The organism is Micromonospora sp. FIMYZ51 (assembly GCF_038246755.1).
Taxonomy (GTDB): domain Bacteria; phylum Actinomycetota; class Actinomycetes; order Mycobacteriales; family Micromonosporaceae; genus Micromonospora.
In genome coordinates, this window is record NZ_CP134706.1 from 6,644,961 (window position 1) to 6,669,713 (window position 24,753).

The 24,753-nt window shown below is 72.9% G+C and carries 22 protein-coding genes and 1 pseudogene; 10 read left to right on the plus strand and 13 right to left on the minus strand.

Features of this window, described 5'->3' with window-relative positions; all coding sequences use genetic code 11:
• Positions 1-68: 68 nt before the first annotated feature.
• Positions 69-707, plus strand: a complete 639-nt coding sequence (locus QQG74_RS29900; RefSeq protein ID WP_341721442.1) for a phosphatase PAP2 family protein — start codon at positions 69-71, stop codon at positions 705-707.
• Between the two features lie 25 nt (positions 708-732).
• On the opposite strand, the gene QQG74_RS29905 is transcribed toward QQG74_RS29900, so the two are convergent.
• From QQG74_RS29905 to QQG74_RS29930, 6 genes are all read right to left on the minus strand, one after another.
• Positions 733-1,911 (minus strand): MarP family serine protease, encoded by a 1,179-nt coding sequence (locus QQG74_RS29905; RefSeq protein ID WP_341717972.1) that lies wholly within the window; start codon positions 1,909-1,911, stop codon positions 733-735.
• 63 nt (positions 1,912-1,974) lie between these two features.
• A complete protein-coding gene (locus QQG74_RS29910) occupies positions 1,975-2,643 on the minus strand; it encodes a CoA pyrophosphatase (RefSeq protein ID WP_341721443.1) in 669 nt (222 codons plus the stop codon).
• Between the two features lie 64 nt (positions 2,644-2,707).
• Entirely contained in the window at positions 2,708-3,319 is a 612-nt protein-coding gene (locus QQG74_RS29915) for a TlpA disulfide reductase family protein (RefSeq protein WP_341717973.1), read from the minus strand.
• On the minus strand, positions 3,316-4,095 hold the full coding sequence (gene nth, locus QQG74_RS29920; RefSeq protein ID WP_341717974.1) for an endonuclease III: 780 nt from the start codon (positions 4,093-4,095) through the stop codon (positions 3,316-3,318). Before nth ends, QQG74_RS29915 begins: the two co-directional genes overlap by 4 nt.
• Positions 4,096-4,242: 147 nt before the next feature.
• A complete protein-coding gene (locus QQG74_RS29925) occupies positions 4,243-5,391 on the minus strand; it encodes a CapA family protein (protein WP_341717975.1) in 1,149 nt (382 codons plus the stop codon).
• A gap of 58 nt (positions 5,392-5,449) precedes the next feature.
• The gene (locus QQG74_RS29930) at positions 5,450-6,106 is read right to left on the minus strand and encodes an adenosylcobinamide amidohydrolase (protein WP_341717976.1); all 657 of its coding nucleotides are present in this window, start codon (positions 6,104-6,106) and stop codon (positions 5,450-5,452) included.
• A 302-nt stretch (positions 6,107-6,408) separates the two neighbouring features.
• Between QQG74_RS29930 and QQG74_RS29935 the strand changes: the two genes are divergently transcribed.
• From QQG74_RS29935 to QQG74_RS29965, 7 genes are all read left to right on the plus strand, one after another.
• A complete protein-coding gene (locus QQG74_RS29935; protein ID WP_013736306.1) occupies positions 6,409-7,086 on the plus strand; it encodes a Crp/Fnr family transcriptional regulator in 678 nt (225 codons plus the stop codon).
• 145 nt (positions 7,087-7,231) lie between these two features.
• On the plus strand, positions 7,232-7,879 hold the full coding sequence (locus tag QQG74_RS29940; protein WP_341717977.1) for a TetR/AcrR family transcriptional regulator: 648 nt from the start codon (positions 7,232-7,234) through the stop codon (positions 7,877-7,879).
• A 23-nt stretch (positions 7,880-7,902) separates the two neighbouring features.
• Complete coding sequence (locus QQG74_RS29945) at positions 7,903-9,585, plus strand: acyclic terpene utilization AtuA family protein (RefSeq protein WP_341721444.1); 1,683 nt, start codon at positions 7,903-7,905, stop codon at positions 9,583-9,585.
• Entirely contained in the window at positions 9,582-11,183 is a 1,602-nt protein-coding gene (locus QQG74_RS29950; RefSeq protein WP_341717978.1) for a carboxyl transferase domain-containing protein, read from the plus strand. The genes QQG74_RS29945 and QQG74_RS29950 overlap by 4 nt, the downstream gene beginning before the upstream one ends.
• A gap of 132 nt (positions 11,184-11,315) precedes the next feature.
• Positions 11,316-13,298, plus strand: coding sequence for a biotin carboxylase N-terminal domain-containing protein (locus QQG74_RS29955; protein ID WP_341717979.1), 1,983 nt, complete (start codon positions 11,316-11,318; stop codon positions 13,296-13,298).
• Positions 13,295-14,458 (plus strand): acyl-CoA dehydrogenase, encoded by a 1,164-nt coding sequence (locus tag QQG74_RS29960; protein ID WP_341717980.1) that lies wholly within the window; start codon positions 13,295-13,297, stop codon positions 14,456-14,458. Before QQG74_RS29955 ends, QQG74_RS29960 begins: the two co-directional genes overlap by 4 nt.
• A 140-nt stretch (positions 14,459-14,598) precedes the next feature.
• Positions 14,599-14,931, plus strand: coding sequence for a hypothetical protein (locus tag QQG74_RS29965; RefSeq protein WP_341717981.1), 333 nt, complete (start codon positions 14,599-14,601; stop codon positions 14,929-14,931).
• A gap of 458 nt (positions 14,932-15,389) precedes the next feature.
• Here QQG74_RS29965 and QQG74_RS29970 read toward each other — a convergent pair.
• The 7 genes and pseudogenes from QQG74_RS29970 to QQG74_RS30000 form a co-directional block, all read right to left on the minus strand.
• Positions 15,390-16,409, minus strand: a pseudogene (locus QQG74_RS29970) (serine/threonine-protein kinase); the annotation flags it as partial.
• 31 nt (positions 16,410-16,440) lie between these two features.
• Complete coding sequence (locus tag QQG74_RS29975; RefSeq protein WP_341717982.1) at positions 16,441-16,941, minus strand: hypothetical protein; 501 nt, start codon at positions 16,939-16,941, stop codon at positions 16,441-16,443.
• Positions 16,942-17,138: 197 nt separating this feature from the next.
• Entirely contained in the window at positions 17,139-20,771 is a 3,633-nt protein-coding gene (locus QQG74_RS29980; RefSeq protein ID WP_341717983.1) for an adenylate/guanylate cyclase domain-containing protein, read from the minus strand.
• Positions 20,768-21,589: an MBL fold metallo-hydrolase gene (locus QQG74_RS29985; RefSeq protein ID WP_341717984.1), complete on the minus strand. Its 822-nt coding sequence runs from the start codon at positions 21,587-21,589 to the stop codon at positions 20,768-20,770. Before QQG74_RS29985 ends, QQG74_RS29980 begins: the two co-directional genes overlap by 4 nt.
• A 112-nt stretch (positions 21,590-21,701) precedes the next feature.
• Entirely contained in the window at positions 21,702-22,163 is a 462-nt protein-coding gene (locus QQG74_RS29990; protein ID WP_341717985.1) for a RidA family protein, read from the minus strand.
• Positions 22,164-22,197: 34 nt separating this feature from the next.
• Positions 22,198-22,353 (minus strand): DUF4177 domain-containing protein, encoded by a 156-nt coding sequence (locus QQG74_RS29995; RefSeq protein ID WP_091080361.1) that lies wholly within the window; start codon positions 22,351-22,353, stop codon positions 22,198-22,200.
• A gap of 36 nt (positions 22,354-22,389) precedes the next feature.
• Positions 22,390-22,848 carry a hypothetical protein gene (locus tag QQG74_RS30000; RefSeq protein WP_341717986.1) on the minus strand — a complete coding sequence of 153 codons (459 nt, stop codon included), beginning with the start codon at positions 22,846-22,848 and terminating at the stop codon, positions 22,390-22,392.
• Positions 22,849-23,170: 322 nt separating this feature from the next.
• Here QQG74_RS30000 and QQG74_RS30005 point away from each other — a divergent pair, with 322 nt between their 5' ends.
• Both QQG74_RS30005 and QQG74_RS30010 read left to right on the plus strand, forming a co-directional pair.
• A complete protein-coding gene (locus QQG74_RS30005) occupies positions 23,171-23,746 on the plus strand; it encodes a hypothetical protein (protein WP_341717987.1) in 576 nt (191 codons plus the stop codon).
• Positions 23,747-23,772: 26 nt separating this feature from the next.
• The gene (locus tag QQG74_RS30010; RefSeq protein WP_341717988.1) at positions 23,773-24,750 is read left to right on the plus strand and encodes an ArsA-related P-loop ATPase; all 978 of its coding nucleotides are present in this window, start codon (positions 23,773-23,775) and stop codon (positions 24,748-24,750) included.
• Positions 24,751-24,753 lie beyond the last annotated feature (3 nt).

Genomic DNA, 24,753 nt, shown 5'->3' on the forward strand with positions numbered 1-24,753 from the left:
TGCGGGGGGCGGCACCAGCGTCGGCGCGTCGGTCGCCGCGGCCCTGGTCGGCTCGTGCCGCCTTCGGGCTGCTGCCGTTCGCGCTGTTCACGCTGCTCACCGCCCTGGTGGTGCGCGACTGGCCGGCACTGCGCCGGCTGGACGTGGCGGTGGCGCAGCGGTTGCACGGCTTCGCCCAGGACCATCCGGTCTGGACCCGGGCGATGGGTTTCTGGACCGACGCCTTCGCGCCGATGCCGTTGCGGGTCGCGGCGCTGTTCCTGGTGATCGTGCTGGCCGTTCGGGGTGCCCGGCGGCTGGCCGGTTGGGTCACCGCGACGATGGTCGTCGGTGGTCTGCTCGGGCCGCTGCTCAAGCTGCTCGTCGGCCGCCCGCGACCGGCGCTGCCCGACCCGGTGGCGGAGGCATCCGGGCTCGCCTTCCCCTCGGGGCACGCGTTGAACGCGGCGCTCGCCGCAGGCGTACTCGTGCTGGTGTTCCTGTCCGGGGTCGGCGGGCGGCCCGCAGCGACCCGGCCGGTGACCCGCGTGGCGTGGTACGGCGGCGCACTGCTGATCGCCCTGGTCACCGGGTTCAGCCGGATCGCTCTCGGCGTGCACTGGACGAGTGACGTACTGGCCGGTTGGCTGCTCGGTACGGCGGTGGTCGGCACCGCCGCCCATTACCACCTCCAGCGGGAGCCTAGCGGGCCCGGTCCGGAGGGCTGAGGTCCGGCGCTCGCAGCGGCGCGCGTCAGGTGCAGTCGCCGGTGCCCACGCCCCGGGTCCGCTGCGCCCCTTCCAGCGCCACCGGGCGGGCCTCGGCGGCGGTCACCGCGAAGCCGGTGTTCGGGTCGTCGGCCGCCGCCGCGAAGATCACCCCGAGCACCAGGCCGTTCGAGGAGACCAACGGGCCGCCCGAGTTGCCGCTGCGCACCAGCGCCCGGATCGTGTAGATCTCCCGGGTGACGTTGCCCGAGGAGTAGATGTCCGGGCCGGTGATCCGGTCGACGTCCCGGATCCGGGCCGACTGCGCGTTGTACGGGCCGTCGAGCGGGAAGCCGAGCACGATGGCGTCCGCGCCGCTTGCCGCGTTGCCGGCGGCGAACCGCATCGACGGACCGGGTAGCCCGGGAACGTAGAGCACGGCCAGGTCCCGGTCCGGGTCGTAGACGACGACCTCACCCTCGTAGCGGTCGCCACGCAGTTCCACCGCCACCGACCGGGTGCCGGCGACCACGTGCGCGTTCGTCATCACCCGGTCGTCGGCGTACACGAAGCCGGAGCCCTCGATCCGCCGGGAGCAACTCGGCGCGGAGCCGAGCACCTTGACCACCGAACGCCGGCCGTTGGCCACCACCTCCGAGCCGGCGAGCGCCGGGTCGGGCGGCTCGACCTGCCGGGCCTGGGTACGCCGCAGGCCGTCGAAGACGTCCGGGAAGCCGTTTGTGTCGACGGTGTTCCGCAGTGCCCGGGACAACTGCTGGGCCTGGTCGGGCATGACGGCGTCCACCGTGCGCAGCAGCGCACTGTTCTTCACCGACGCCGCGAGCCAGGGCAACGAGGAGGAGCCGAGCGGTACCGCGACCAGCCAGGCGACCAGGAGAACCGCGAAGAGCGAGACGAAAGCGCCGCCGACGTCGTCGATCCGCCGGCCCACGTCGCTGGCGATGGTGCGGCGCAGATGGGAACCGAGCCAGCCGGCGAGCGCCTGACCCACCACGGCCAGGCCGAAGATGGCGACAAGTGAGATCAGCACCCGGGTGCCGCTGTCCACGAACTGCTGGGCGAACATCGGCCCGACCTGAAGGCCGATCAGGGCGCCCAGGAAAAATCCGGAGAAGGAGAGCACCCCGATGACGAACCCCTGCCGGTATCCGCTGATCGCGAAGACGAGCATGAGTAACAGCAGTACGAGATCCACGGCCGACACGGGTCAAGCGTACGGGCCGGTTGCTCGCGGGATGACGCCCGCTTGCGGAAGGTGACCGCTTGATCAGCGGACCGCGCTCTCGTCGGCCTCCTCAGTGCCGGCCGACGGGGCCGGCGACGCCGCGACCGGCGGCAGGTCGAGCACCCGTCGGTGCGGCCATGGCCGGCTCCAGCCGCCCATGTCCAGCAACGCTGCCAGCACCCCGGCGGTAAAACCCCAGACCAGCATTCCGCGTACGGAGAACGCGGGACCGATCCAGCCATTGGTGAGTCGTACCTGCATCCGGTTGGCCGGGTCGACGAGTTCGGCGATCGGCAGCCGAACCACGTGCGCCACCTCGGCCGGCTGGCGGGGGTGCACCGGATGCGGCGTGTGCCACCAGGCGAGCACGGGGGTCACCACGAAGTCACTGACCGGGATCCACAGCTTCGGCAGCTCGGTCAGCAGCGTGACGCTTGCCGGATCGAGGTCGACCTCCTCGTTGGCCTCGCGCAGCGCGGTCGCGGCGGCGTCGGTGTCCTCCGGGTCGGCGGCGCCGCCGGGGAAGGCCGGCTGGCCCGCGTGATTACGCAGCGTGGCGGCCCGCTGAAGGATCAGCACGTCCGGACCGGCGTCGGTCTGCTCGCCGAGCAGCACCAGCACGGCGCTCTCCCGGCCACCCTCATCGGGGGTACGCAGCTGGCTGAAGTCTTCGCGGCGGGCGGTGCCGAGCCGGGTCAGCAGCGGCGTCATCCAGGCTGGCGGCTGCCGTTGCCCGCCGTTCGCCGCCCGAGGGCGGTTCACGTCGACACCCCGTTCATGCCGGCACCGTGATGCCGAGGTGCTGCCGGACCAGTTCGGCGAGTCGGGCGTCGTCGAGCGCGCCCGAGGTGTCGATGTGCCGGATCCGTCGGTCGGCGTCCACGAACATGGTCAGCGGGAACGCGTTGCGCCGCAGCGCCCGCTGCAACGCCTCCCCCTGGTCGAACAGCGTCGGGAACCGTACGCCGAAGTCCTCGCCGATGGACTGCGCGGCCTCGCGGCTGTCCCGGGTGTTCACCCCGATGACCCGCAGTTGTCCCGCGCTGCGCTGGCTGAGCCGCTGGAGGGCGGGCAGTTCCTCGCGGCAGGGCGGACACCAGGAGGCCCAGATGTTGATCACAGCGGGACCGGCCACGTCCCGCAGGGCGACCGGAGCACCGCCGGTGAAGCACGGCAGGCTCAACTCGGGCAGCAGGTCACCGACCGGGGCGGCGTCACCGGTGGGGGCGGTCGGGCCGTCGGTGAGGGCGGTGCACTCCTCGAACGGCGACGGCCGGCTGGCTGCCGCGCCCGGTGCGGTGGGCGGGGTGGGCTCGGGCTTTGCGGTGCAGCCGGTCGCGACCAGCAGCACCAGCGACACGGAGAGCAGGGCGAGCCGACGGATCACGGCGCCTCCGCCCGGACCGCCTGCCCGGGTACCAGCTCGGGGTCGACTCCGGCGGCGGACGCGAGGTCACGGGCCCGGGGGCCCTTGAGCAGCTTCGCCGCAGCGGCCGGCTCGGTCGGCCCGGTGCCGTACGACGGGCAGAGCTTCGCCAGGGTGCACGCGCCGCAGGCGGGCTTGCGGGCGTGGCAGACCCGACGGCCGTGGAAGATGATCCGGTGCGACAGCATGGTCCAGTCGCGTTTGGGGAACATCGCCCCGATCGCGTGCTCGATCTTGACCGGGTCGGTCTCGGTGGTCAGCCGCCAGCGCTGCACCAGCCGCTGAAAGTGGGTGTCGACGGTGATGCCCGGCACGTCGAAGGCGTTGCCGAGGATGACGTTTGCGGTCTTGCGGCCGATCCCGGGCAGCGTCACCAGGTCGACCAGCCGACCGGGGACCTGACCGTCGTACCGCTCGACGAGGGCCTGACCGAGCTGGATCAGCGAGCTGGTCTTGTTGCGGTAGAAGCCGGTGGGCCGAATCAGCTCCTCCAGCTCGGCCCGGTCCGCGCCGGCGTAGTCGGCTGCGGTCGGATAGCGGGCGAAGAGCTTGGGCGTGACCTCGTTCACCTTCTTGTCGGTGCACTGCGCCGAAAGAATGGTGGCGACGGCCAACTCCAGCGGACTGGAGTGGTTCAGCTCACAGTGCGCGTCGGGGTGGGTCTCGGTGAGTACGCGGCCGATCCGCCGCGCCCGCCGGGTACGCCCGAGGTCGGTCTCGGTGGCACTTCTGGTCACGACGGCCAGCCTACGTCGTCGCCCCGACTCCCCCGCCGGCCCGCCAGCCCGGCCGGGCGCCAGTCGGCAGAGCCGGAGTCGGAGTCGGTCAACCTGGCCGGCGTCAGTCGGCAGAGCCGGAGTCGGCGCCCGTCCGCCCGGCCGGCGTCAGTCGGCGTCCGGCGGGCTGATCTTGCCGGAGTCGTCGAACTGCGCGCCGGAGTCCGGGAAGTCGAGCTTGGTCAACTCCCGGAGCAGCCCGAGGCCACGGTCGTCGGGATCCATCGTCGGCTTGCGGGCGTCGTTCATGTAGGTGGAGGCGAACGAGCCGCCCGCCCAACTGCCGTCCGGATTGAGCTTGACCTTGAGCACCCCGCCCCAGCCGAGCCGGCCGGTGTTGCTCAGCGAGTTGCCGCCACCGGCGAAGTTGCCCAGGCTGTACGCGATCAGCCGGCCCTTGTAGAACTCCATGCCGCGCAGCACGTGCGGGCCGTGGCCGACCACCAGGTCGGCCCCGGAGTCGATCATTGCCCGGGAGAACTTGATCGGGTCGCCCCGGTTCTCGCCGAGAAACATCTCGGTGCCTGGCCGGACCCGGGTCATCTCCGCCCCCTCGGCACCCATGTGCACCTGCACCACCACGATGTCGGCCATGGTGGCGGCCTTGGCGATCACCTTCTTCGCGGCCGGGATGTCGATCAGGCTGTTCGACCAGGCGTACGAGGAGAAGCCGGCGACCGCCACCTGGACGCCCTTGACGTCGACCACGGTGATCTGGTCAGGCGCACCGGTGTGCTCCAGACCGTGCTCCTCCAGGGCCTTCTGGGTGTTCTCGTACCCCTTGGGCCCGAAGTCGTTGCCGTGGTTGTTGGCCTGGTTGAGCAGGTCGAACCCGGCGTCGGCCAGATGCTTGGCGTACTCCGGCGGCGCCCGGAACTGGAAGCAGCGGGTCGAGTTGGCCCCGCACTTGCCGGTGCCGGTGTCCACCGTCAACGGCTCTTCGAGGTTGCCCATCACCAGGTCGGCGGCGAGCGCTTTCTTGACCGAGTCGAAGAAACCCTTGCCGTTGTTCGGCGGCATCCGGTTGGGCGCCATGGCCATCACGATGTCGCCGGTGGCGGAGAGCGAGATCGGCTTGGGTGCCGGTGGGCTCGACTCGACCGGTGCGGCGTTGCCACCACCACCCGCGCCGGGCTGCCAGATCGGCCCCTCGGCGGATTCGGCGCAGCCGGCCAGCAGGAGGGCGGCGAGCAGCGCGGCGACCGCGGCCACGGCGGGCCGGCGGGATCGAGGCGGGGCAGGGACGGCAGAGTACATCGGGGGCGACCCTACCGGGCAGGAAACGCCGCCACGAGGGCCGATCGGGTGGCGAGGTTCAGCCCGGCAGCCGATCCGACCATGGGACGGTGTCGGTCCCGACCGCCAGCACCGCGGCGTGCACCGCGCGGGCGAGCGGTGCCCCCCAGGTGGAGCGCGGACCGCCGTAGTCGCAGACCGGCCCGCCCGGCGGGCAGAGCACGGTGACCGCGTCGGTCGGGGTGCCGGTGCCGGGCAGGCCCAGCTCCGCGATCGCCTGGGTCTTCGCCTCGGTGGCCGTCGCCACCGCGTTGACAAGCGCCGCGTCGCCCAGCCGGGCCGGGACGTAGGCCACGACGTTTACCGTGCCGACCCGCTGCGGCACGACCTGGGCCGGTGCCGCCGCCGGAACCGGGATGCCCAACCCGACCGTGGCCCAGACCCGCACGCCGCTGTCCGCCCGCGCCACCACCTCGCCGACGTCCACCCCGGTCAACAGACCCACCCCCGGCCCGTCGAGGCCGAGCCGGCGGGCCATGCCGGCCAGGTGGTCGGCGGGGTCGTCCCGGTCGTACGACATGGGCACGGTCGCGTTGAGCACCCACCGCCGTACGCCTATCCCGCCGCCCAACGGCGCGGTGCTGACCGCCCGCAGCGCCCGCGCGGCACGCCACACCAGCACCGGAATGTCCCGCCCGTCCTCGTGGCGCCCGGTCAGCAGGGGATCGCTCAGCACGCGGTCACCCTATGGCCGCCGACGGGGTGCACCGGCGGCACCCTGGCCCGGCGGCTGAGGGCGGCGGCCCGCCCGAGCGCCCCGGGGTGCGGCAGCGGCCCGAGGCGCGAGAGGGTCGGGGCCGGATCGGGGCGGCGCGGGATGTTACCGGGTGATCTCGACGGGCACGTTACGTCCAACGATCAAGATTCCCGGGGTGCACCTCCGATTCCTGCTCACGTGCGCCTAGACTGGTCGGCGCGCGACGGATCAGCGGACGGCAGACCCCGCCGACGGACGGCACGCGTAACCGGAGGTGCGCGATGGACGAGGTACTGGCCCGCAGCGGGATCTTCCAGGGAGTCGACCCGGAGGCAGCCGAGGCGCTCGCCAAGGAGATGGAGACGATCGAGGTCCGCAAGGGCGAGGTCGTCTTCAACGAGGGCGAGCCCGGCGACAGCCTCTACATCCTGCTGTCCGGCAAGATCAAAGTAGGCCGCCGGGCGGCGGACGGCCGGCAGAACCTGATTGCGGTGATGGGCCCGTCTGACATGGTCGGCGAGTTGTCGCTCTTCGACCCGGGCCCCCGTACGGCGACCGCCACCGCAGTGACCGACAGCCGGCTGGCCCGACTGCGCAAGCAGGCCCTGCGGCCGTGGCTGAACAACCGGCCCGAGATCGCCGAGCAGCTGCTCCGGGTGCTCGCCCGCCGGCTGCGCCGGACCAATGACGCACTGGCCGACCTGATCTTCACCGACGTGCCCGGTCGAGTAGCGAAGAACCTGCTCCAGATGGCCGGCCGCTTCGGCACCCGGGACGGCGGCGTGCTGCGGGTGACGCACGACCTGACCCAGGAAGAGATCGCCCAGCTCGTCGGCGCCTCCCGGGAGACGGTCAACAAGGCGCTCGCCGACTTCGCCTCGCGCGGCTGGCTCCGGCTGGACGGCAAGAGCATCATCATCCTCGACCCGGAGCGCCTGGCCCGCCGCGCCCGCGTCTGACCGTCACCCTCGCCCGTCCCCGCGCCACCGCCGGCTCTCGGTCATTCCTGCCCGGATAACGGCGGTGCTGGTCACGCCTTGGCCGGATGCCGTGCTAGAAAAAGTCAGGCTTGACTGTTTGTTTCGCGGACGGCAAGCTGTGCCCGTGCCGACCACATCGACCCGCGTCCCTCAACAGGAACGCAGCCGAGCCACCCAGGCCCGGCTGCTGGAAGCGACCGTCGAGTGTCTGGTGGAGCATGGCTGGTCCGGCACCACCACGACGCTCGTGGCGGCCCGGGCCGGCGTGTCCCGGGGTGCCCAGCTGCACCACTACCCCACCAAGAACGCCCTGGTCACCGCCGCCGTTGCGCACCTCACCGAGCGCCGGGCAGCGGAGCTGCGCAGCGAGGCCCAGGCCCTGCCGACCGGCCCCGGCCGACTGGACCGGGTGGTGGACCTGCTCGCCGCCGCCTTCACCGGGCCGCTCTTCGTCGCCGCCCTCGAACTCTGGGTGGCTGCCCGCACCGACGCCGAGCTGCGTACCGCCCTGCTGCCCCTCGAAACCCGGATCGGCCGCGAGATGTACCGGCTGACCATCGACCTGCTCGGCGTGGACGAGCGGCGGCCTGGCGTACGCGAGGCGGTGCAGGCCACCCTGGACCTGCTGCGTGGACTGGGCGTGGCCAACCTGCTCAGCGACGACTCGGCCCGCCGGTCCGCCCTGCTGCACACCTGGAAACAGCAGCTCACCGCCCTGCGTACGGCCGCCGACGGCGGCGGCCGGGCTCCGGAAGCCGGGGCGCCAGCATGACCGGGCCGAGCCGGAACACCGAGATCGGCGAGCGGCTGCGGGTGGGCAACGCCTCCGGCTTCTACGGCGACCGCTTCTCCGCCTGGCGGGAGATGCTCGACGGCGGCGTGTTGGACGTGCTGACCGGGGACTACCTGGCCGAGTTGACCATGCTCATCCTGGGCCGGGACCGGATGCGCGACCCCGACCTCGGGTACGCGAAGACCTTCCTCCGGCAACTGGAGGGCACCCTCGGCACCGCGCTGGACCGGGGCGTACGGATCGTCACGAACGCCGGTGGCCTCAACCCCGCCGGCCTGGCCGCCGCCATCCGGTCGCTCGCCGACCGGCTCGGACTCGACGTGCAGGTCGGGTACGTCGAAGGCGACGCGCTGGCCAGGCCCGACGCGCTCACCGCCAACGCCTATCTCGGCGCGTTCGGCATCGCCAGCTGCCTCGCCAGTGGCTCCGACGTCGTGGTGACCGGTCGGGTCACCGACGCCTCGCTTGTCGTCGGCCCGGCCATCGCGCACTTCGGCTGGGGACGCGCCGACCTGGACGCACTGGCCGGGGCGACCGTCGCCGGGCATCTGATCGAGTGCGGCGCGCAGGTGACCGGCGGCAACTTCAGCTTCTTCACCGAGTTGCCCGACGGCGGGCAGCGGCCGGGCTTCCCGATCGCCGAGCTGTACCCGGACGGCTCGGCGGTGCTCACCAAGCACCCGGGCACCGGCGGTGCGGTCACCGTCGAGACGGTCACCGCCCAACTGCTGTACGAGGTGGGCGGGCCTGCCTACCTCGGGCCGGACGTGGTGACCCGGTTGGACACGGTGACGCTCGACCAGGACGGGCCGGACCGGGTCCGGGTCTGCGGCGTCCGGGGTACGCCCCCACCGGAGACGCTGAAGGTCGGCATCAACAACCTCGGCGGTTTCCGCAACTCGATGACGTTCGTGCTCTGCGGGCTGGACATCCCGGCCAAGGCCGCGCTGGTCCGGGCACAGCTGACCGAGTCGATCGGCCCGGACGGGCTGGAGTTCACCCTGGCCCGTACCGACCATCCGGATGCCGTCGACACCGAGACGGCAAGCGCGCTGCTGCACGTACACCTGCGCGACGGTGACCGGGCGCGGGCCGGGCGGGCCTTCTCGGCGGCGGCGGTGGAGCTGGCGTTGGCCTCCTATCCGGGCTGCACGCTGACCACGCCGCCCGGCGACGCCACGCCGTACGGCGTCTTCACCACCGACACCGTGCCGCAGGGCGACGTCGCCCACGTCGCCGTGTTGCCGGACGGCTCCCGGGTGCCGATCGCCCCGCCGCCGGTGACGTGTTTGCAGGGGGCCCCTATACAACACCAGGCGTTAACAGGGGGCCCTTCCTTGCACGTGACGCGGCGGGGGGCGCTGGGCGAGGTGGTGGGGGCACGCTCGGGCGACAAGGGCGGCGACGCGAACCTCGGCGTCTGGGCGCGTACCGACGCGACCTGGGCCTGGCTGCGCGAATGGCTGACCGTTGACCGGCTGGCCGAACTGTTGCCGGAGACCGCCCCGTTGACCGTGCAACGGTACGAGTTGCCGAACCTGCGGGCGGTCAACTTCGTCATCGAAGGGCTGCTCGGGCCGGGGGTGGCCGCCTCCACCCGGTTCGACCCGCAGGCCAAGGCGCTCGGCGAACTGCTACGCGCCCGGATCGTCGACCTACCTGCGGAGGAGGGTGTGCCGCGGTGACCGCACTGGAGAGCACGGTGGATACCGCCTCGCCGGCCTACCGGGCGAACCGGGAGGCGCTGCTGGAACGCCTCACCGAGTTGGCGGCGGCCCTCGACCAGGCGCGGGCCGGTGGTGGTGCGAAGTACGTGGCCCGCCACCACAAGCGCGGCAAGCTGCTCCCCCGGGAACGCATCGAGTTGCTGCTCGACCCGGACAGCCCGTTCCTGGAGCTGTCGCCGGTGGCCGCGTACGGCACGGACTTTCCGGTCGGGGCCAGCGTGGTGACCGGGATCGGCGTGGTCGAGGGCGTCGAGTGCCTGGTGGTCGCCAACGACCCGACGGTACGCGGCGGCGCGGTGAACCCGTGGTCGCTGGCGAAGACCCGGCGGGCCGGCGAGATCGCCCTGGCCAACCGGCTGCCGATGGTGAACCTGGTCGAGTCGGCCGGCGCGGATCTGCCCACCCAGGCGGAGATCTTCATCCCGGGTGGCCGGGTGTTCCGTGACCTGACCCGGCTCTCGGCCGAGAAGATCCCCACGGTCAGCGTGGTCTTCGGCAACGCCACCGCCGGCGGTGCCTACGTACCCGGCATGTCGGACTTCACCATCATGATCCGGGAACGCTCGCAGGTGTACCTGGCCGGGCCGCCACTTGTGAAGATGGCCACCGGCGAGGACGCCGACGACGAGTCGCTCGGCGGCGCGGCCATGCACGCCACCACAAGTGGCCTGGCCGACTTCCTCGCCGCCGACGAACGCGACGGCATCCGGCTGGCCCGGCAGTGCGTACGCCGGCTGAACTGGCGCAAGCACGGCCCACCGCCGCGCACGGCGCTTGCGGTGCCGCCGAGGTACGACCCGGAGGAGTTGCTCGGCATCGTCAGCGACGACCTCAAGGTGCCGTTCGACCCGCGCGAGGTGCTCGCCCGGCTGCTCGACGGCAGCGAGTTCGACGAGTTCAAGCCGGCCTACGGCAGCGCGCTGGTCACCGGCTGGGGTGAGCTGCACGGCTACCCGGTAGGCGTGCTCGCCAACGCCCGGGGCGTGCTGTTCAGCGAGGAGGCGCAGAAGGCGACCCAGTTCATCCAGCTCGCCAACGCCGCCGACACTCCGCTGATCTTCCTCCAGAACACCACCGGCTACATGGTCGGCACCTCCTACGAACAGCGCGGCATCATCAAGCACGGGGCATTGATGATCAACGCGGTGTCGAACTCGAAGGTGCCGCACCTGACGGTCAACCTGGGCGCCTCGTACGGCGCGGGCAACTACGGCATGTGCGGCCGGGCGTACGAGCCGAGGTTCCTGTTCACCTGGCCGAACGCCAAGTCTGCGGTGATGGGTCCGGCGCAGCTGGCCGGGGTGCTCTCGATCGTGGCCCGGCAGGCCGCCGCGGCGCGGGGCCAGGAGTTCGACGCCGACTCCGACGCCGCCATGCGGATGATGGTCGAGCAGCAGATCGAGTCCCAGTCCGGCGCGCTCTTCCTCTCCGGACGGCTCTACGACGACGGGGTGATCGACCCCCGGGACACCCGTACCGTCCTCGGTCTCTGCCTGTCGGCCGTCCACAACGCTCCGGTGCGAGGCGCCGACGGCTTCGGCGTCTTCCGGATGTGAGGCCCCGGTGAGCGCGAGGAACGCAGCGAAGCGGAGTCCCGCAGTCGCGAACGAAAAGCAGGCCCCGGTGAGCGCGAGGAACGCAGCGAAGCGGAGTCCCGCAGTCGCGAACGAAAGGCAGGCCCGGCCCTCATGATCACAAGACTGCTGGTGGCCAACCGGGGAGAGATCGCCCGCCGCGTCTTCGCCACCTGCCGGGCGGTGGGCGTGCAGACGGTCGCCGTGCACTCCGACGCGGACGCCGGTGCGCCCTTCGTCGCCGAGGCCGACCACGCCGTCCGGCTGCCCGGGGCCAGCCCTGCCGAGACGTACCTGCGGATCGACCTGCTCCTGGCCGCGGCGCGTCGGGCCGGCGCGGACGCCGTGCACCCCGGCTACGGCTTCCTCGCCGAGAACGCTGAGTTCGCCACCGCGGTCATCGACGCCGGGCTGACCTGGGTCGGGCCACCGCCGAAGGTGATCGCCGCGATGGGCGACAAGCTGGCGGCCAAGGCGCTGCTCGCCGAGGCCGGCGTACCGATGCTGCCGACCTGGACCGACCCCGACCAGGTCACCGACTTTCCGGCGCTGGTCAAGGCCGCCGCCGGTGGTGGCGGGCGGGGGATGCGCGTGGTCCGCGACGCCGACGGGCTCGCCGAGGCCGTGGCCGGCGCACGCCGCGAGGCGGCGTCGGCGTTCGGCGACGGCACGATCTTCATCGAGCGGTACGTCGAACGGGGTCGCCACGTCGAGGTGCAGATCCTCGGCGACACCCACGGTACGGTGCTCGCCCTCGGCGTCCGGGACTGCTCGATCCAGCGCCGGCACCAGAAGGTCGTCGAGGAGGCGCCCGGCGTCCTGCCGGAGGGGGTGCGGCAGCGACTGCACGAGGCGGCGGTGGCCGCCGGCCGGGCGGTCGACTATGTCGGCGCGGGCACTGTGGAGTTCCTGCTCGCTCCGGCGGGAGATCTCTACTTCCTGGAGATGAACACTCGGCTCCAGGTCGAGCATCCGGTCACCGAGGCGACCACCGGCCTGGACCTGGTCGGGCTGCAACTGCTCGTCGCCGAGGGCGAGCCCCTGCCGCTGGCGGCGACCCCGCCGGCCGAGGGCCACGCGATCGAGGTACGCCTCTGCGCCGAGGACCCGACCCAGGGGTACCGGCCGGCCACCGGCACCCTGCACCGGTTCGCGTTTCCCGGCGTGGCCGGTGAGTTCGCGCCGACCAGGGGCCTGCGGCTCGATTCCGGCGTGCTCGCCGGATCGGTGGTGGGCGTCCACTACGACTCGATGCTCGCGAAGGTGATCGCCTGGGCACCGACCCGCGCCTCGGCCGCCCGGGCGCTTGCCGGTGCGCTGGCCCGGGCCGAGTTGCACGGCGTGACCACCAATCGTGACCTGCTGGTCCGGATCCTGCGCAGCCCGGAGTTCACCGCCGGGGAGGTGGACACCGGCTTCCTGGACCGGCACCCCGAGCTCTTCGCCCCGCTGTTGCCGGCCGGGCAGCTTCCGCTCGTCGCCCTGGCGGCGGCGCTCGGCTGCGCCGCTGCCCGCCGGGCTGCCGCGCCGGTGCTGGCCGGGCTGCCCTCCGGCTGGCGCAACGTTCCGGCGTTTCCGCAGGTCACCCGCTTCGCCTGGGGCGAGGGCGAGGAGATCGAGGTGCGCTACCGGCTGGACCGCGCCGGCCGGCTCGCCGAGTGGTCCACCTCGCCCGGCACCGGGTCACCGCCGCAGGTAAGCCTGATCGAGGCCACTCCCGCCCGGGTCGTGCTGGACATCGACGGGGTTCGGCGGACGTTCCGCGTACAGCGGAGCGGGGCGGAGATCTTCGTGGACGGCCCGGACGGGGCGGCGAGCCTGACCGAGCTGCCCCGTCTCCCGCTGCCCACCGCGGAGCTGGCCGCCGGGTCGCTGCTCGCTCCGCTGCCCGGCGCGGTGAGCCGGGTGCACGTCGAGGTCGGCCAGCGGGTCGCCGCCGGTGATCTGCTGCTGACCCTGGAAGCGATGAAGCTCGAACACCCCGTGCTCGCGCCCACCGACGGTGTGGTCACCGAGTTGCCCGTGCCTGACGGTGGGCAGGTCGACACGGGTGCGGTGCTGGCCGTGGTCAACCCTTCCCAGGAGGTACCGGCATGAACTTCGACCTCACCCCCGAGCAGGACCAGCTGCGGGAAGCAGTGCGGGCGCTGGGCCGGCGCTACGGCCACCGCTACTTCGTCGAGAAGGCCAGGGCCGGCGAGCCCACCACCGAGCTGTGGCACGAGGCTGGCCGGCTCGGCTACCTGGGCGTCAACATTCCCACCGAGTACGGCGGAGGTGGCGGCGGCATCACCGAGCTGGCCCTGGTCTGCGAGGAGCTGGCGGCGGCCGGCTGCCCGCTGCTGCTGCTCGTGGTCTCCCCCGCCATCGCGGCCACCGTCATCAACCGGCACGGCACCGAGGAACAGCGCAAACGCCACCTGCCGGGCCTGGCCGACGGGTCCCAGAAGATCGTCTTCGCGATCACCGAACCGGAGGCCGGGTCAAACTTCCACCGGCTCGGCACGGTGGCCCGCCGCGACGGCGACGACTGGCTGCTCTCCGGCCGCAAGTGCTACATCTCCGGGGTGGACGAGGCTCAGCACGTGCTCGTGGTGGCCCGCACCGAGGACGCGGCGAGCGGCAAACTCAAGCCGACCCTCTTTCTCGTGCCGACCGACGCCGCCGGGCTTACCTGGTCCAAGCTGGACATGGAGATCGTCTCCCCGGAGCACCAGTTCCTGCTCTACCTCGACGACGTACGCCTGCCCGCCGACGCGCTGATCGGCGAGTCGCTGGAGGCCGGCCTGCCGGCCCTCTTCGCCGGGCTGAACCCGGAGCGGATCACCGTCGCCGCGATGGGTGCCGGCACCGGCCGGTACGCCATCGAGCGGGCCGCGGAGTACACGGCGACCCGGAAGGTGTGGGGTGGCCGCACGATCGGCTCCCATCAGGGTGTCTCGCACCCCCTTGCGCACGCCTCCGTGCAGGTCGAACTGGCTCGGCTGATGATCCAGAAGGCCGCCGCGCTCTACGACGCCGGCCGCGACCTGGAGGCCGGCGTCGCCGGCAACATGGCCAAGTACGCCGCCGGTGAGGCGGCGGCTCTGGCGGTGGACACGGCCGTCCAGGCGCTCGGCGGTGCCGGTATGACCACCGAGTACGGCGTGGCCACCCTGCTCGGCGCGGTACGCGCGGGCCGGATCGCCCCGGTCAGCCGCGAGATGATTCTCAACTTCATCGCCCAACACGTACTCGGCCAGGACAAGTCGTACTGAGTCGACGGCACATCCCTGATTCCGGCGTAGCGCACTCCAGCGTAATCGCCTCGTCACTCTCCGCCTCGATGTTGTCACCTGTTGCGGCGGTAGCCGGCGACCCTGGTTGACAGATCGGCGATCGCCGACATTCTGGACGAGTGAGACGGTTTCCCGGACTCAGCGCACGGGTGGTGGCGATCGTCGCGTTCGTGGCGGCGAGCTGGCTACTGGCGTCGCTGATCGCCGGACGCCGTCAGGATCTCCTGGGAGTGGCCATGGCGCTGCTCTGCGTCCTGTGCGGCACGGTCGCCGTGGTGGCGGTGGCCGCCGCCCGGCAGCGGGACGCCGAAACCCCACCGGACCCGGATCAGGCCGCCGGAGCCGGCAACGCCGAGCCGCCCGGCATCGACGCGGACACGCTGGAGACGCTCGGCGACCGCGAGGCGGTACGCGCGCTACGGGACCGCCACCGCGACGATCACGGCCGATGACGTCGTCGGCCCGGGTCAGCCGCCGGTGAGGGTCGGCGAGGCAAGTCCGTCCAGACCTCGTCCGGCCAGGCAGCGGTAGGTGGGATCGACCTCGCCGTCGGCGGGCGGCAACACCTCCAGGTTCCACCCGGATGCCTGCTTGACCCCGCTGACCAGCCGGAAGGTCTCCTCGTTGCAGACCTGCCGCACGGTCGGATCGGCGACGATCTCGTCGTGGTCGGCGTCGAACAGCGCGGCGGGCAACTCGCCCTGGGCGTAGCTCTCCCAGGTGTGCCGTGCGTCGCACGACACCCGGCTGGCCTCGGCCCGCTGGCCGCGCACCTGCACCGGACCGAAGCACTCCAACTCCGTCGCGCACCCGGCACCGGGGGGCAGTTCCTCGGGCAGGCTGGCGCAGCCCGGGCGGAGCGCGCCGCTGGCCGCCGGGCGAACCGGGAGGGTGGACTGCGTCGGCGGGGACCGCCCGCAGCCCAGGCGCCGACGCCCGCCGAGGCGGCCAGCGCGACCACCCCGGCCGCGCCGAGGAACCAGCGCCGTCGGCGGCGGCGATCGGTCGAGCCGCCGGATTCGCCACGGGCGGGCACCTGGGCGGTCCCGGACCGGCCGGCGGAGGTAGCGGTGCCGGCGGGGCCGACCGGACCGTTCGCCGGCTCCCCCAACGACAGGCCGGCGAGCGTGTCGCGCAGTTCTGCGGCGGACGGCCGCTCCGCCGGATCGTTGGCCATGCCGACCCGAAGTACGTCGATCAGCTCATCCGGCACGCCGGGCAGGCTGGGTATCGGCTGATGGAACATTTCGAGCACGGTGACCAGGCTCGGATTGCGTTCGGCCTGCCAGCGGGGCGGGCGGCCGTGCATCACCGCGTAGAGCGTGGCGCAGAGCGCGTACACGTCGACGGCGGGCGAGGGCGGGCTGTGGCTGAACATCTCGGGCGGCGCGTACGCCGGAGTGAGCACCTCCAGGGCGACCGAGGCGTCCCGCATCTCGGCGACCACGGCCAGCCCGAAGTCGGCAAGCACCGCCGAGTTGAAGTGCGAGTAGAGGATGTTTGCCGGTTTCACGTCGCGGTGCAGCACCCCGGCGCCGTGCGAGTGGGCGATCGCATCCGCGATCTTCACGCCGAGGTCGCGCGCCTCGACGGCGTCCAGCGGGGAGTTCCGCATCCGTTCGGCGTACGAGCCGTCGCACAGCTCCATGATCAGGTAGGGGTGCTGGTCGATGGTGACTCCGACGTCGAAGAGGTCGACCACGTGCGGGTGGGAGGACATCCGGCCGGCGGCCCGCGCCTCGCGCAGGAAGCGCGCCTGATCCCGCTCGCTGACCAGGGTGCGGTTCTCCACCTTGACCGCCACCTCCCGGCCCACCGAGATCTGGGTGGCCGAGTAGACGGTCGCGTACCCTCCACGGGCAAAGACCTGCAAATCAGTCAGACCGGGCACAATGGGCGTCGGCAGGGCGCCGGGCGGAGTGTCGGTCACGGTATCGAAAATACCCAACCGCGCCGGCCGCTCAGCGAACCGCATCGGCGGCCGGCCCCACACCCGGCGTCCCGGTCCCGCGCCGATCGCCCGGCACCGGCGCCTCCGCTGCCCCGGTCACACCTGCCGGCCCCGCCCGGCGGGCGTCCCACCAGAGCCCGGCCGCGGTGGCCAGCGCCCCCAGGCCCTCCCAGAGCGCCACCCCGAAGAACCGGCCGGGCGCCACGTCGGCCACCACCGCGAGGCTGAAGACGGTGAACGTGACCAGCCGGAAGACCACGGTGAAGCGGTAGAAGGCCCGCCACTCGGTGGCGGTGGCGAGCAGGTAGTAGACGCCCATGTTGAACGAGGCCATCGACGACGCCGTGACGAAGGTACCGGTGTAGTCGCCCGGCGCGCGGGTCTCCGGAATCTCGAAACCGAGCATCCCGAGCAACGCCTCGGGCCAGAGCAGCCCTACCGCGCCCATCAGCAACGCCAACCCGCCGAACACCGCGATCGTCCAGCCGGCGACCGAACGCGGCAGCCTCATCTGAGCCCTCCCCCTTGACGGCACGACCATCGAAACTGACCGCCGTGTGCAAAGTGCACGGTAACGGCGATCTCCGATCGGGCACATCACCGAAACCGACAGAACTACGTCTGCCGGGCCACCGCGAGAGCCCGCCGTTTGCCTGACCCGGGTCACCGGGCAGCGCGCCGTCGGATCAGCGTCGGATCAGCGTCGGATCAGCCCAGCAGGCGGGCCCGCAACGCCTCGGCGGCGGCGCGCTCGCTGCGCTGCTCGGTGGCGTACGCCAGCCGGACCGCCTCGTCCGCGCAGGTCACCGCCTCCGCCGACCGACCACCGGCGGCGAGCGCCTCGGCGAGCACGCTTGTCGCGATCACCCGGCTGCGGACGTCCTCAGCCGGCAGGTGCACCGCCCGACGGGCCCAGTCCAGCGCCTGCTCAAGTTGCCCGTGGGCGAGCAGGGCCGAGGCGTAGCGCGCCATCGACTGCCGGCGGGAGAAGAGCAACGAGGGCGTGGTCGCCGCAGCGGTGGCGACCGGGGCGAGCAGGCCGACCGCGGTACCGGAGTCGCCGACCGCAAGTCGGGCCGTGGCCAGGAGTACCCGGGGGGCCACCTGCGCCGGCGCCTGCGGGTTGTGCGGCTCCACACTGGTCAGCACCGCCCGGGCATCCCGCTCGGCGGCGTCGATGTCACCCATGTCCAGCGCCACGAACCCGCGCAGCGTGCCGGCCATCCCGGTGAGCAGCGGATGGGCGGTCCGGCGGGCGTACGACAGCGCATCGGTGAGCAGGTCGGCGGCGTGCTCCGGCTCGCCCAGCCCACGGGCCACCACCCCCCGGACCACAAGCGCGAGGCCCTGCCCCCAGTCGTCCGAGGCGGCGGCGAACTCCCGGTACGCCCGGCGCGCCTCCCGGTCGGCGTCGGCCAGGTCGCCCAGCTCGGCGTTGGCGTACGCGTCGACCGCCCGCAGGGTGCCCACCGCCCAGGCCTCACCGACCCGCTCGCCGAAGGGCAGGAAGATCCGGGCCAGCCGGCGCGCCTCCCGCAGGCGACCGGCGAGCAGCCGGGCGAACGCGGTGGTGCCCCGCAGCCAGGCCCGCCCGTAGGGGTCCTTCAACTCGGCGAAGAGTCGGGCGGCCCGGCCGAGCACCGCGTCCGTGCCGGCGAAGTCGCCCCGGGTGGTGGTCACCCAGGCCAGGTTCTGCAACGACCACGCCTGCCCCCGGCGGTCCTGCGCCGTCAGGCTGACCTGGTACGCGGCGGCCAGCCGGCTGCTCGCCTGCCCGAGCCGCCCGGCCAGGAAGTCCGCCATGCCCAGCCGGCGCATCGCCGAGGCCCGCAGGGTGGGCAGGTCGGCGTCGGTGGCCACCTGCAACGCCTCCCGCCAGGACGATTCCGCCCGCCGCAGGTCGCCCATCGCCTGCTGGGCCTGCCCGGCCAGCAGCAGGGCGCTGGCCCGGGTGGCCGCCTGGTCGCCCGCGTTCGCGGCGATCTTCTCGGCGTAGGAGAGCGCGTCGGCGGCCCGTCCGACCTGGAGCAGCGCCCTGGCGTGCAGCACCCGGTCCGCAGCCGGTACGCCGCCTACGCCAGCCAGCTCGGCGGCGCGTTCGGCGTGTTCGACGGCAAGCGCCGGCTCGCCCGCCTGTAGCGCCCGACGGGTCGCCCGACCGAGCGCGGCGACGCCCAGCGGCGCCACCGCCCGGGCCGGTGCGTCCGGGCGCAGCGTGACCGCATCGGCCAGCGCGCTGGCCCGGGCGACGTGCTCGGCCACGAAGTCGTCCCGGGTCGCCTCGGTGAACCCGCCCGCGCCGGTCGGCACCCCACCCGACCCGGCCACCGCGCCGGTCAGGGTGCTCACCGGGCTACCGGCGGGGTCGCTGCGGTCCTGCGCGGGTGCCGCCCAGCGGGCCAGCGCGGCGTGCCGCTCGGCCAGCTCCGCCTTGCTGATCCCGGCGTACACGGCCTCCCGCATCAGTGGCGTCGCGAAGGCGTACCCGGTGCGGGTGCGGTGCAGCATGCGGCGTTGCAGGAGTTCCTCGACCGCCCGCTCCAGCTCGACCGCGGCCACCGCGGCCGGCCGGCCGTCCCGCCCGGCGCGCTGTTCCCGCAGCGCCTCCAGCGCGCCGTCGGGCACGGTGTCGCCGACCACCGCCGCGTCCCGCAGCACCGCACGCGCCTCGGCGGGCAGAGCGTCGATCCGGGCGGCGAGCACCGCCGCAAGGTCCCGGGAGAGCAGTCGGCTGCCCAGCGAGCCGGGGGCCAGCCGCCAGCCGTTGCCCGTCCCGGCGGTCAGCGCGCCGCGCTCCATCAGGAGGGTGACCAGCTCGGCCAGGTAGAACGGGTTGCCCTGGGCGGTGGCCAGCAGCCGGTCGGTGTCGGCCTGGGGTAGCCGTCCGCCGCCCAGATAGCTGGTCAGCAGCCGAGCCGCGTCGGCACCCCGCAGCGGCGGCAACGGCTGCACCTCGGCGTCCGCGACCCGGGTCAGGGTGCCGGCGGTCCGGACCAACTCCGGGCGGCCGAGCAGCAGCACCAGCACCGGGCCGCTGAGTCGGGACAGCGTCACCTCCAGCGCCCGGATGGTCTCGGCGGTGGCGTCGTGCAGGTCGTCCACCACCATCACCAGCGGCGCCTCCTCGGCGAGCGCGCTGAGCAGGTCGGCCACCGCATTCGGCACGGCGTCGACGTCGGTCGCCGGCTGGGCGCTGCTCCACTCGCCCTGGTCGGCCGAACCGCCGGCGGGCAGTTCGGCGTACCCGAGCAGGGCCAACAGCTGATCGACGGCGATCGGGGCGGGTTCGCCACGGCCACGGCTGAGCCGCTGGCCGAGCCGGCGCAACCGTTCCTCGACGGCCGGGCGGGTGACCGCGGTGGCCGCGTCGTTGGGCAGGCCCGTGGCGGCGCGCACCAGGTCGGCGAGGGGGGCCAGCCGGCGGCGCTCGCCGAAGGCGGCGCAGCGTACCGACAGCACCCGGGCACCGGTGTGCGCCGCGTACCGGCCGGCACCCACGTCATAACCGGCGGCGAGCCGCTCCACCTCGGCGGCGAACCGGGACTTGCCGATGCCCGCCTCGGCGGTCATCAGCAGCACCCGGGGCTCGTTGCGGTCGATCACCTCGGCCAGCCGGCCGGCGACCCGGCCGATCTCGGTTTCCCGGCCGACGAAGGGTGCCTCGTCACCGAGACCCGAGCGGGTGCCCGGCGCGTCCAGCAGGCCCAGCAGTTCGTACGCCTCGACCGGCTCGCGCTTGCCCTTGAGCCGCAGCGGGCGCAGTGCGCGCCAGCTCGACACGTGCCGGGTGGCCGCGGCGGTGCGGGCCCCGGCGTAGACCGCGCCGACGGCTGCGGCGTCGGCCAGCCGGGCGGCGGTGTTCACGGTGTCGCCGATGACCGTGTACTCGATGGCGGCCTGGATGCCGGCGATCACGTCCCCGGTGTTCAGCCCGACCCGCAGGCCCAGCGGCGCGCCACCGCCGCGCTCGTCGTCGAGCACCCGGCGGACGGCCCGCTGCATGGACAGCGCCGCCCGCACCGCGCGCTCGGCGTCGTCCTCGTGCGCCACCGGCGCGCCGAAGACCGCCATGATCCCGTCACCGGTCAGCTTGTCGACGTGCCCGCCGAAGGTCTTGACCGCACCGGCGAGGGCGGCCAGCACCCGGTCGGTGACCGCGCCGACCCGCTCCGGGTCGAGATCCTCCGACCAGGAGGTGAAATCGGACAGGTCGCCGAAGAGAACGGTCACCACCCGCCGCTCGGTGGCGGGCAGGGTCGCGGCGGCGGGCAGCGCCGCGCCGCAGTTGTGGCAGAACCGGGCGCCGGGTACCGCGACGGTTCCGCACACCGGGCAGGTCACGGCTGGTCCAACCCCGCGTCGTCACCGCCGGATTCCCGGCCCAGGTATTCCAGCTGGGCGCGTACGGACCATTCCGCCGCCCACCACAGCGAGCGGTCCACGTCGGCGTAGACCGTCGCGACCACCTCGGCCGCGGTCCGGGCACCGGCGTCGAGCGCCGCCCGGACCTGGTCGAGCCGGGCTCGGCGGTGGGTGAGGTAGAAGTCGGCGGCGGCACCGCAGTCGGCCAGCGCCGGGCCGTGCCCCGGCAGCGCCGGAATCCCCCGGTACGCCGAGAGCAGTTCCAGGCTGGCCAGATAGTCGCCGAGGTGGCCGTCCGGGTGGGCGACCACGGTGGTGCCACGGCCCAGGATGGTGTCGCCGGTCAGCACCACCTGCCGGTCGTCGTGCTCGACGAGGAAGCAGACCGAGTCGGCGGTGTGCCCGGGGGTGGGCACGACCCGGATCCGCAGCCCGTACCCGTCGATCCCGGCAGCTGCCAGCGGCGGGCCACCGATGCTGTGCGCGGGGTCGGCGGCCCGGACGGGCACCCCGCCGAGCAGCTCACGCAGGCGCGCAGCGGATTCGGTGTGGTCCAGGTGCCCGTGCGTGATCAGCACCAGGCCGACCGGCCCCTGCGCGGTGATCGCCGCGAGGTGCCCCTCGTCCGCCGGCCCCGGGTCGACCACCAGGGCCGGTTCGCCGGGTGCGGCCCGCAGCAGCCAGGTGTTCGTGCCGTCAAGCGTCATCGGCCCCGGGTTGGGCGCCCGCAGCAAGGTCACCCACTCCGGCAGCTCGCTGGCGAGGGCGGTCACCGCCCCCGTCACATGCCCTCCCATGGCTGCGATCGTACGACCCCACGGACCAGGTCCCGCGATCTTGCAGTTTCGCTCCCCGATTCGCCCTGCTAAGAGGTGTTCGTCCGGACGGAAACTGCAAGATCGCGGAGGGTCAGGAGACCTCGACGATGACCTCGACCTCGACGGGGGCGTCGAGCGGGAGTTCGGCGACGCCAACCGCGCTGCGGGCATGGCGGCCGGCTTCGCCGAACACGGCACCGAACAGATCCGAGGCGCCGTTGATGATGGCGGGCTGGCCGACGAAGCCGGGCGCGCTGGCGACGAAGCCGGTCAGCTTCACGATCTTGACGACGTTCTCCAGACCGACAAGCGAGTCGATCGCGGCGAGCGCGTTGAGGGCACACCGCTGGGCGAGCTGCTTGGCCTGCTCGGCGGAGACCCCGGCACCGACCTTGCCGGTGGCGAGCAGCTTGCCCTCGGCCATCGGCAACTGCCCCGAGACGTACACGTGCTGTCCGGACTGCACCGCCGGCACATAGCTCGCCACCGGTGGCACCACCTCCGGCAGCGTCAGCCCGAGTTCCGCCAACTTGGCGTGCGGTCCGTTGCTCATGCCGGCACTCCGTCCGATGCTCCGGCCCACTCGCTCATGACTTCGGCCGCTTCAGGTAGGCGACGAGCTGCTCCGGATTCGGACCCGGTACGACGGAGACGAGTTCCCAGCCGTCCTCTCCCCAGTTGTCCAGGATCTGCTTGGTCGCGTGGACCAGCAGCGGAACGGTGGCGTATTCCCACTTCTGCATCGGGCTCCCTCGTGGCGTGGACACTTCGGGCACAGCCTACGGTCCGCCGCCCGGCCTGGGCGCCGGACGCTGCTCCGGTGCGGTCGGCAGCTCACCGCACGGACCCCGGTGGTCGTACGGCTGGGGACACCGGGTGCGGTCGGGCAGCAGCAGATCGCAGAAGACCCGGTGCCTGTTGTTCTGGTCGTCGGCGGTCGACACCTCGGTCTCCCCGGCGTCCAACTCGGGCAGGAAGTTCAGGGAGGTGGCCACCCGGCCGGCCAGGGCGGTGGCGGCGGTCAGGTCGGTCACCCGGATCGGCAGGTGGATGACGTACCCGGGGCTCTCGTCGTCCCGCCCGACGGTCGGCTCGGCCGAGGCGATCGGCGGCACCGGCCGCCGGTACGAACGCTCGTTCACGGGTGGCCGACCGAAGGAGCGTTCACCGGCCGTCCGGCCGCCCCCTCCGGTTCCCGGCGGAAACTGCGTTCGGGGAGTGTTGTTCGTGTCGCGCATGCACTGCCTCCGGGCGTCGTACCTGGTCACGGCGCCGCCCGACGGTCCAGACCCGCTGCTCGCGGGGATGTCGGGGCGTGCCGGAGCGACGGTAGGACCGGCGCATCGATCCATCAACGCCGACGCGCACGCCCAATAGCCTTCGGTCGCATTTGCGACACCGGACCAGCGGGAATCCGATGGCGCCGCCCGTCCGCGAGACACCGACCCCTCGGCACCGGGCCGCCGGACCGCTACCCTTCCGGTCGGACGGGCGCTGGCCCGACCAACCCGATCCCACGCTCACCACCACTGCGGGGTGACGCCGTACCCGGGGGACGCCATGACCCAGCCACCCGCCGGCAGCCCGACCGGCCCCACCGGCCCGCCGACCCAACCCGGTGCGTCCGCCGGCCCGGGCGACCAGAGCCCGTCCGCGCCCGGCTATCCGCCGTACCAGTCGAATTCGGTTCCGGCCCGACGGCGTGGCCCCCTGACGGCCTCCCTCGCCCTGGCTGTGGTGCTGCTGCTCTGCGCCGGTGGTGGCGTGGCCGCCTTCCTGACCCTGCGCAACGCCGAGTCCGGCGAGGGCGCGGCGGATCCGTCGGTGGCGGTCGACAACTTCCTCACCGCCGTGTACCAGGAGCGGGACGTGGCCAAGGCCGCCCGGATGGTGTGCAGCGCCGCCCGCGACCAGGCTCAGATCCGCACCAAGGTCACCGAGATCGAGACGTACGTGTCGACCCACCAGAACCCCCGGTTCCGTTGGGACACCCCGACCGTGGACAACGAGACGGGTGACCGGGCCACGGTGACCACCACGGTGACGGTGACCACCGCCGACGAGAAGATCGCGGACCAGAATTTGCGCTTCACGGTGATCCGCCGGTCGGGCTGGTGGGTCTGCGAGGTCTCCTGAACCCGGCGGATGGATACCCTCGACGGGTGGGAGCAGCGCAGCACCCGGCCGATCGGGCCGGCACCGATTGGCCCGCCCGCCTGCACGTGGTGACCGGCAAGGGGGGCACGGGCAAGACCAGCGTGGCGGCGGCCCTGGCCCTGGGTCTGGCCGCCGGTGGCCGGCGCACCTTGTTGGTCGAGGTGGAGGGGCGTCAGGGCATCGCCCAACTGTTCGGCACCGAGCCGCTGCCGTACGCCGAACGGCACCTGGCCGACGCACCCGCCGGCGGTGAGGTGTGCGCGCTGGCGGTGGACGCCGAGGAGGCGTTGCTGGAGTACCTGGACATGTTCTACAAGCTCGGGGCGGCCGGCCGGGCGTTGCGCAAGCTCGGCGCGATCGATTTCGCCACCACCATCGCCCCGGGCCTGCGTGACGTGCTGCTCACCGGCAAGGTCAAGGAGGCCACCACCCGCACCGCGGACCAGCGGCGGGTCTACGACGCGGTGGTGCTGGACGCGCCACCGACCGGTCGCATCGGCCGGTTCCTGAACGTGACCGCGGAGACCGCCCGGCTGGCCAAGGTCGGCCCGATCAAGACCCAGAGCGAGGGCGTCTCCGCCCTGCTGCGCTCGCCGATGACCGCGGTGCACGTGGTGACCCTGCTCGAAGAGATGCCGGTGCAGGAGACGATCGACGCGATCGCCGAGTTGACCTCGCTGGGCTTCGGAACGGGAAAAGTGATAATCAACGGCAGCCGGCCACCGTTGCCCTCGGGGCGGCTGGTCACCGCGGCGGAGTTGGCCCGCGGACTACGCGCCGCCGGCCTCCCGGCCGACCAGCGGATCGTCTCCGGCCTGCACGGCGAGGCCCGCGACCAGGCCATCCGCCGGGAGTTGGAGGATTCGCTCCGCGCCGACCTGGTGGAGCTGGGCGTGCCCCTGGTCGAGCTGCCGTTGCTGCCCGACGGGGTGGACCGCGCCGGCCTGGACGTCCTCGCCAGGGCCCTCGTCGGCGGCGATTGACTC

What these genes read in the sequence shown, in the direction of transcription:
- QQG74_RS30005 (WP_341717987.1), top strand. Translation starts at nt 23,171, where the DNA reads ATGACCCAGCCACCCGCCGGCAGCCCGACCGGCCCCACCGGCCCGCCG.
- QQG74_RS29935 (WP_013736306.1), top strand. Translation starts at nt 6,409, where the DNA reads ATGGACGAGGTACTGGCCCGCAGCGGGATCTTCCAGGGAGTCGACCCG.
- QQG74_RS30000 (WP_341717986.1), bottom strand. Translation starts at nt 22,848, where the DNA reads ATGCGCGACACGAACAACACTCCCCGAACGCAGTTTCCGCCGGGAACC.
- QQG74_RS29975 (WP_341717982.1), bottom strand. Translation starts at nt 16,941, where the DNA reads ATGAGGCTGCCGCGTTCGGTCGCCGGCTGGACGATCGCGGTGTTCGGC.
- QQG74_RS29990 (WP_341717985.1), bottom strand. Translation starts at nt 22,163, where the DNA reads ATGAGCAACGGACCGCACGCCAAGTTGGCGGAACTCGGGCTGACGCTG.
- QQG74_RS29985 (WP_341717984.1), bottom strand. Translation starts at nt 21,589, where the DNA reads ATGGGAGGGCATGTGACGGGGGCGGTGACCGCCCTCGCCAGCGAGCTG.
- QQG74_RS29955 (WP_341717979.1), top strand. Translation starts at nt 11,316, where the DNA reads ATGATCACAAGACTGCTGGTGGCCAACCGGGGAGAGATCGCCCGCCGC.
- QQG74_RS29960 (WP_341717980.1), top strand. Translation starts at nt 13,295, where the DNA reads ATGAACTTCGACCTCACCCCCGAGCAGGACCAGCTGCGGGAAGCAGTG.
- QQG74_RS29925 (WP_341717975.1), bottom strand. Translation starts at nt 5,391, where the DNA reads ATGTACTCTGCCGTCCCTGCCCCGCCTCGATCCCGCCGGCCCGCCGTG.
- QQG74_RS29995 (WP_091080361.1), bottom strand. Translation starts at nt 22,353, where the DNA reads ATGCAGAAGTGGGAATACGCCACCGTTCCGCTGCTGGTCCACGCGACC.
- QQG74_RS29910 (WP_341721443.1), bottom strand. Translation starts at nt 2,643, where the DNA reads ATGACGCCGCTGCTGACCCGGCTCGGCACCGCCCGCCGCGAAGACTTC.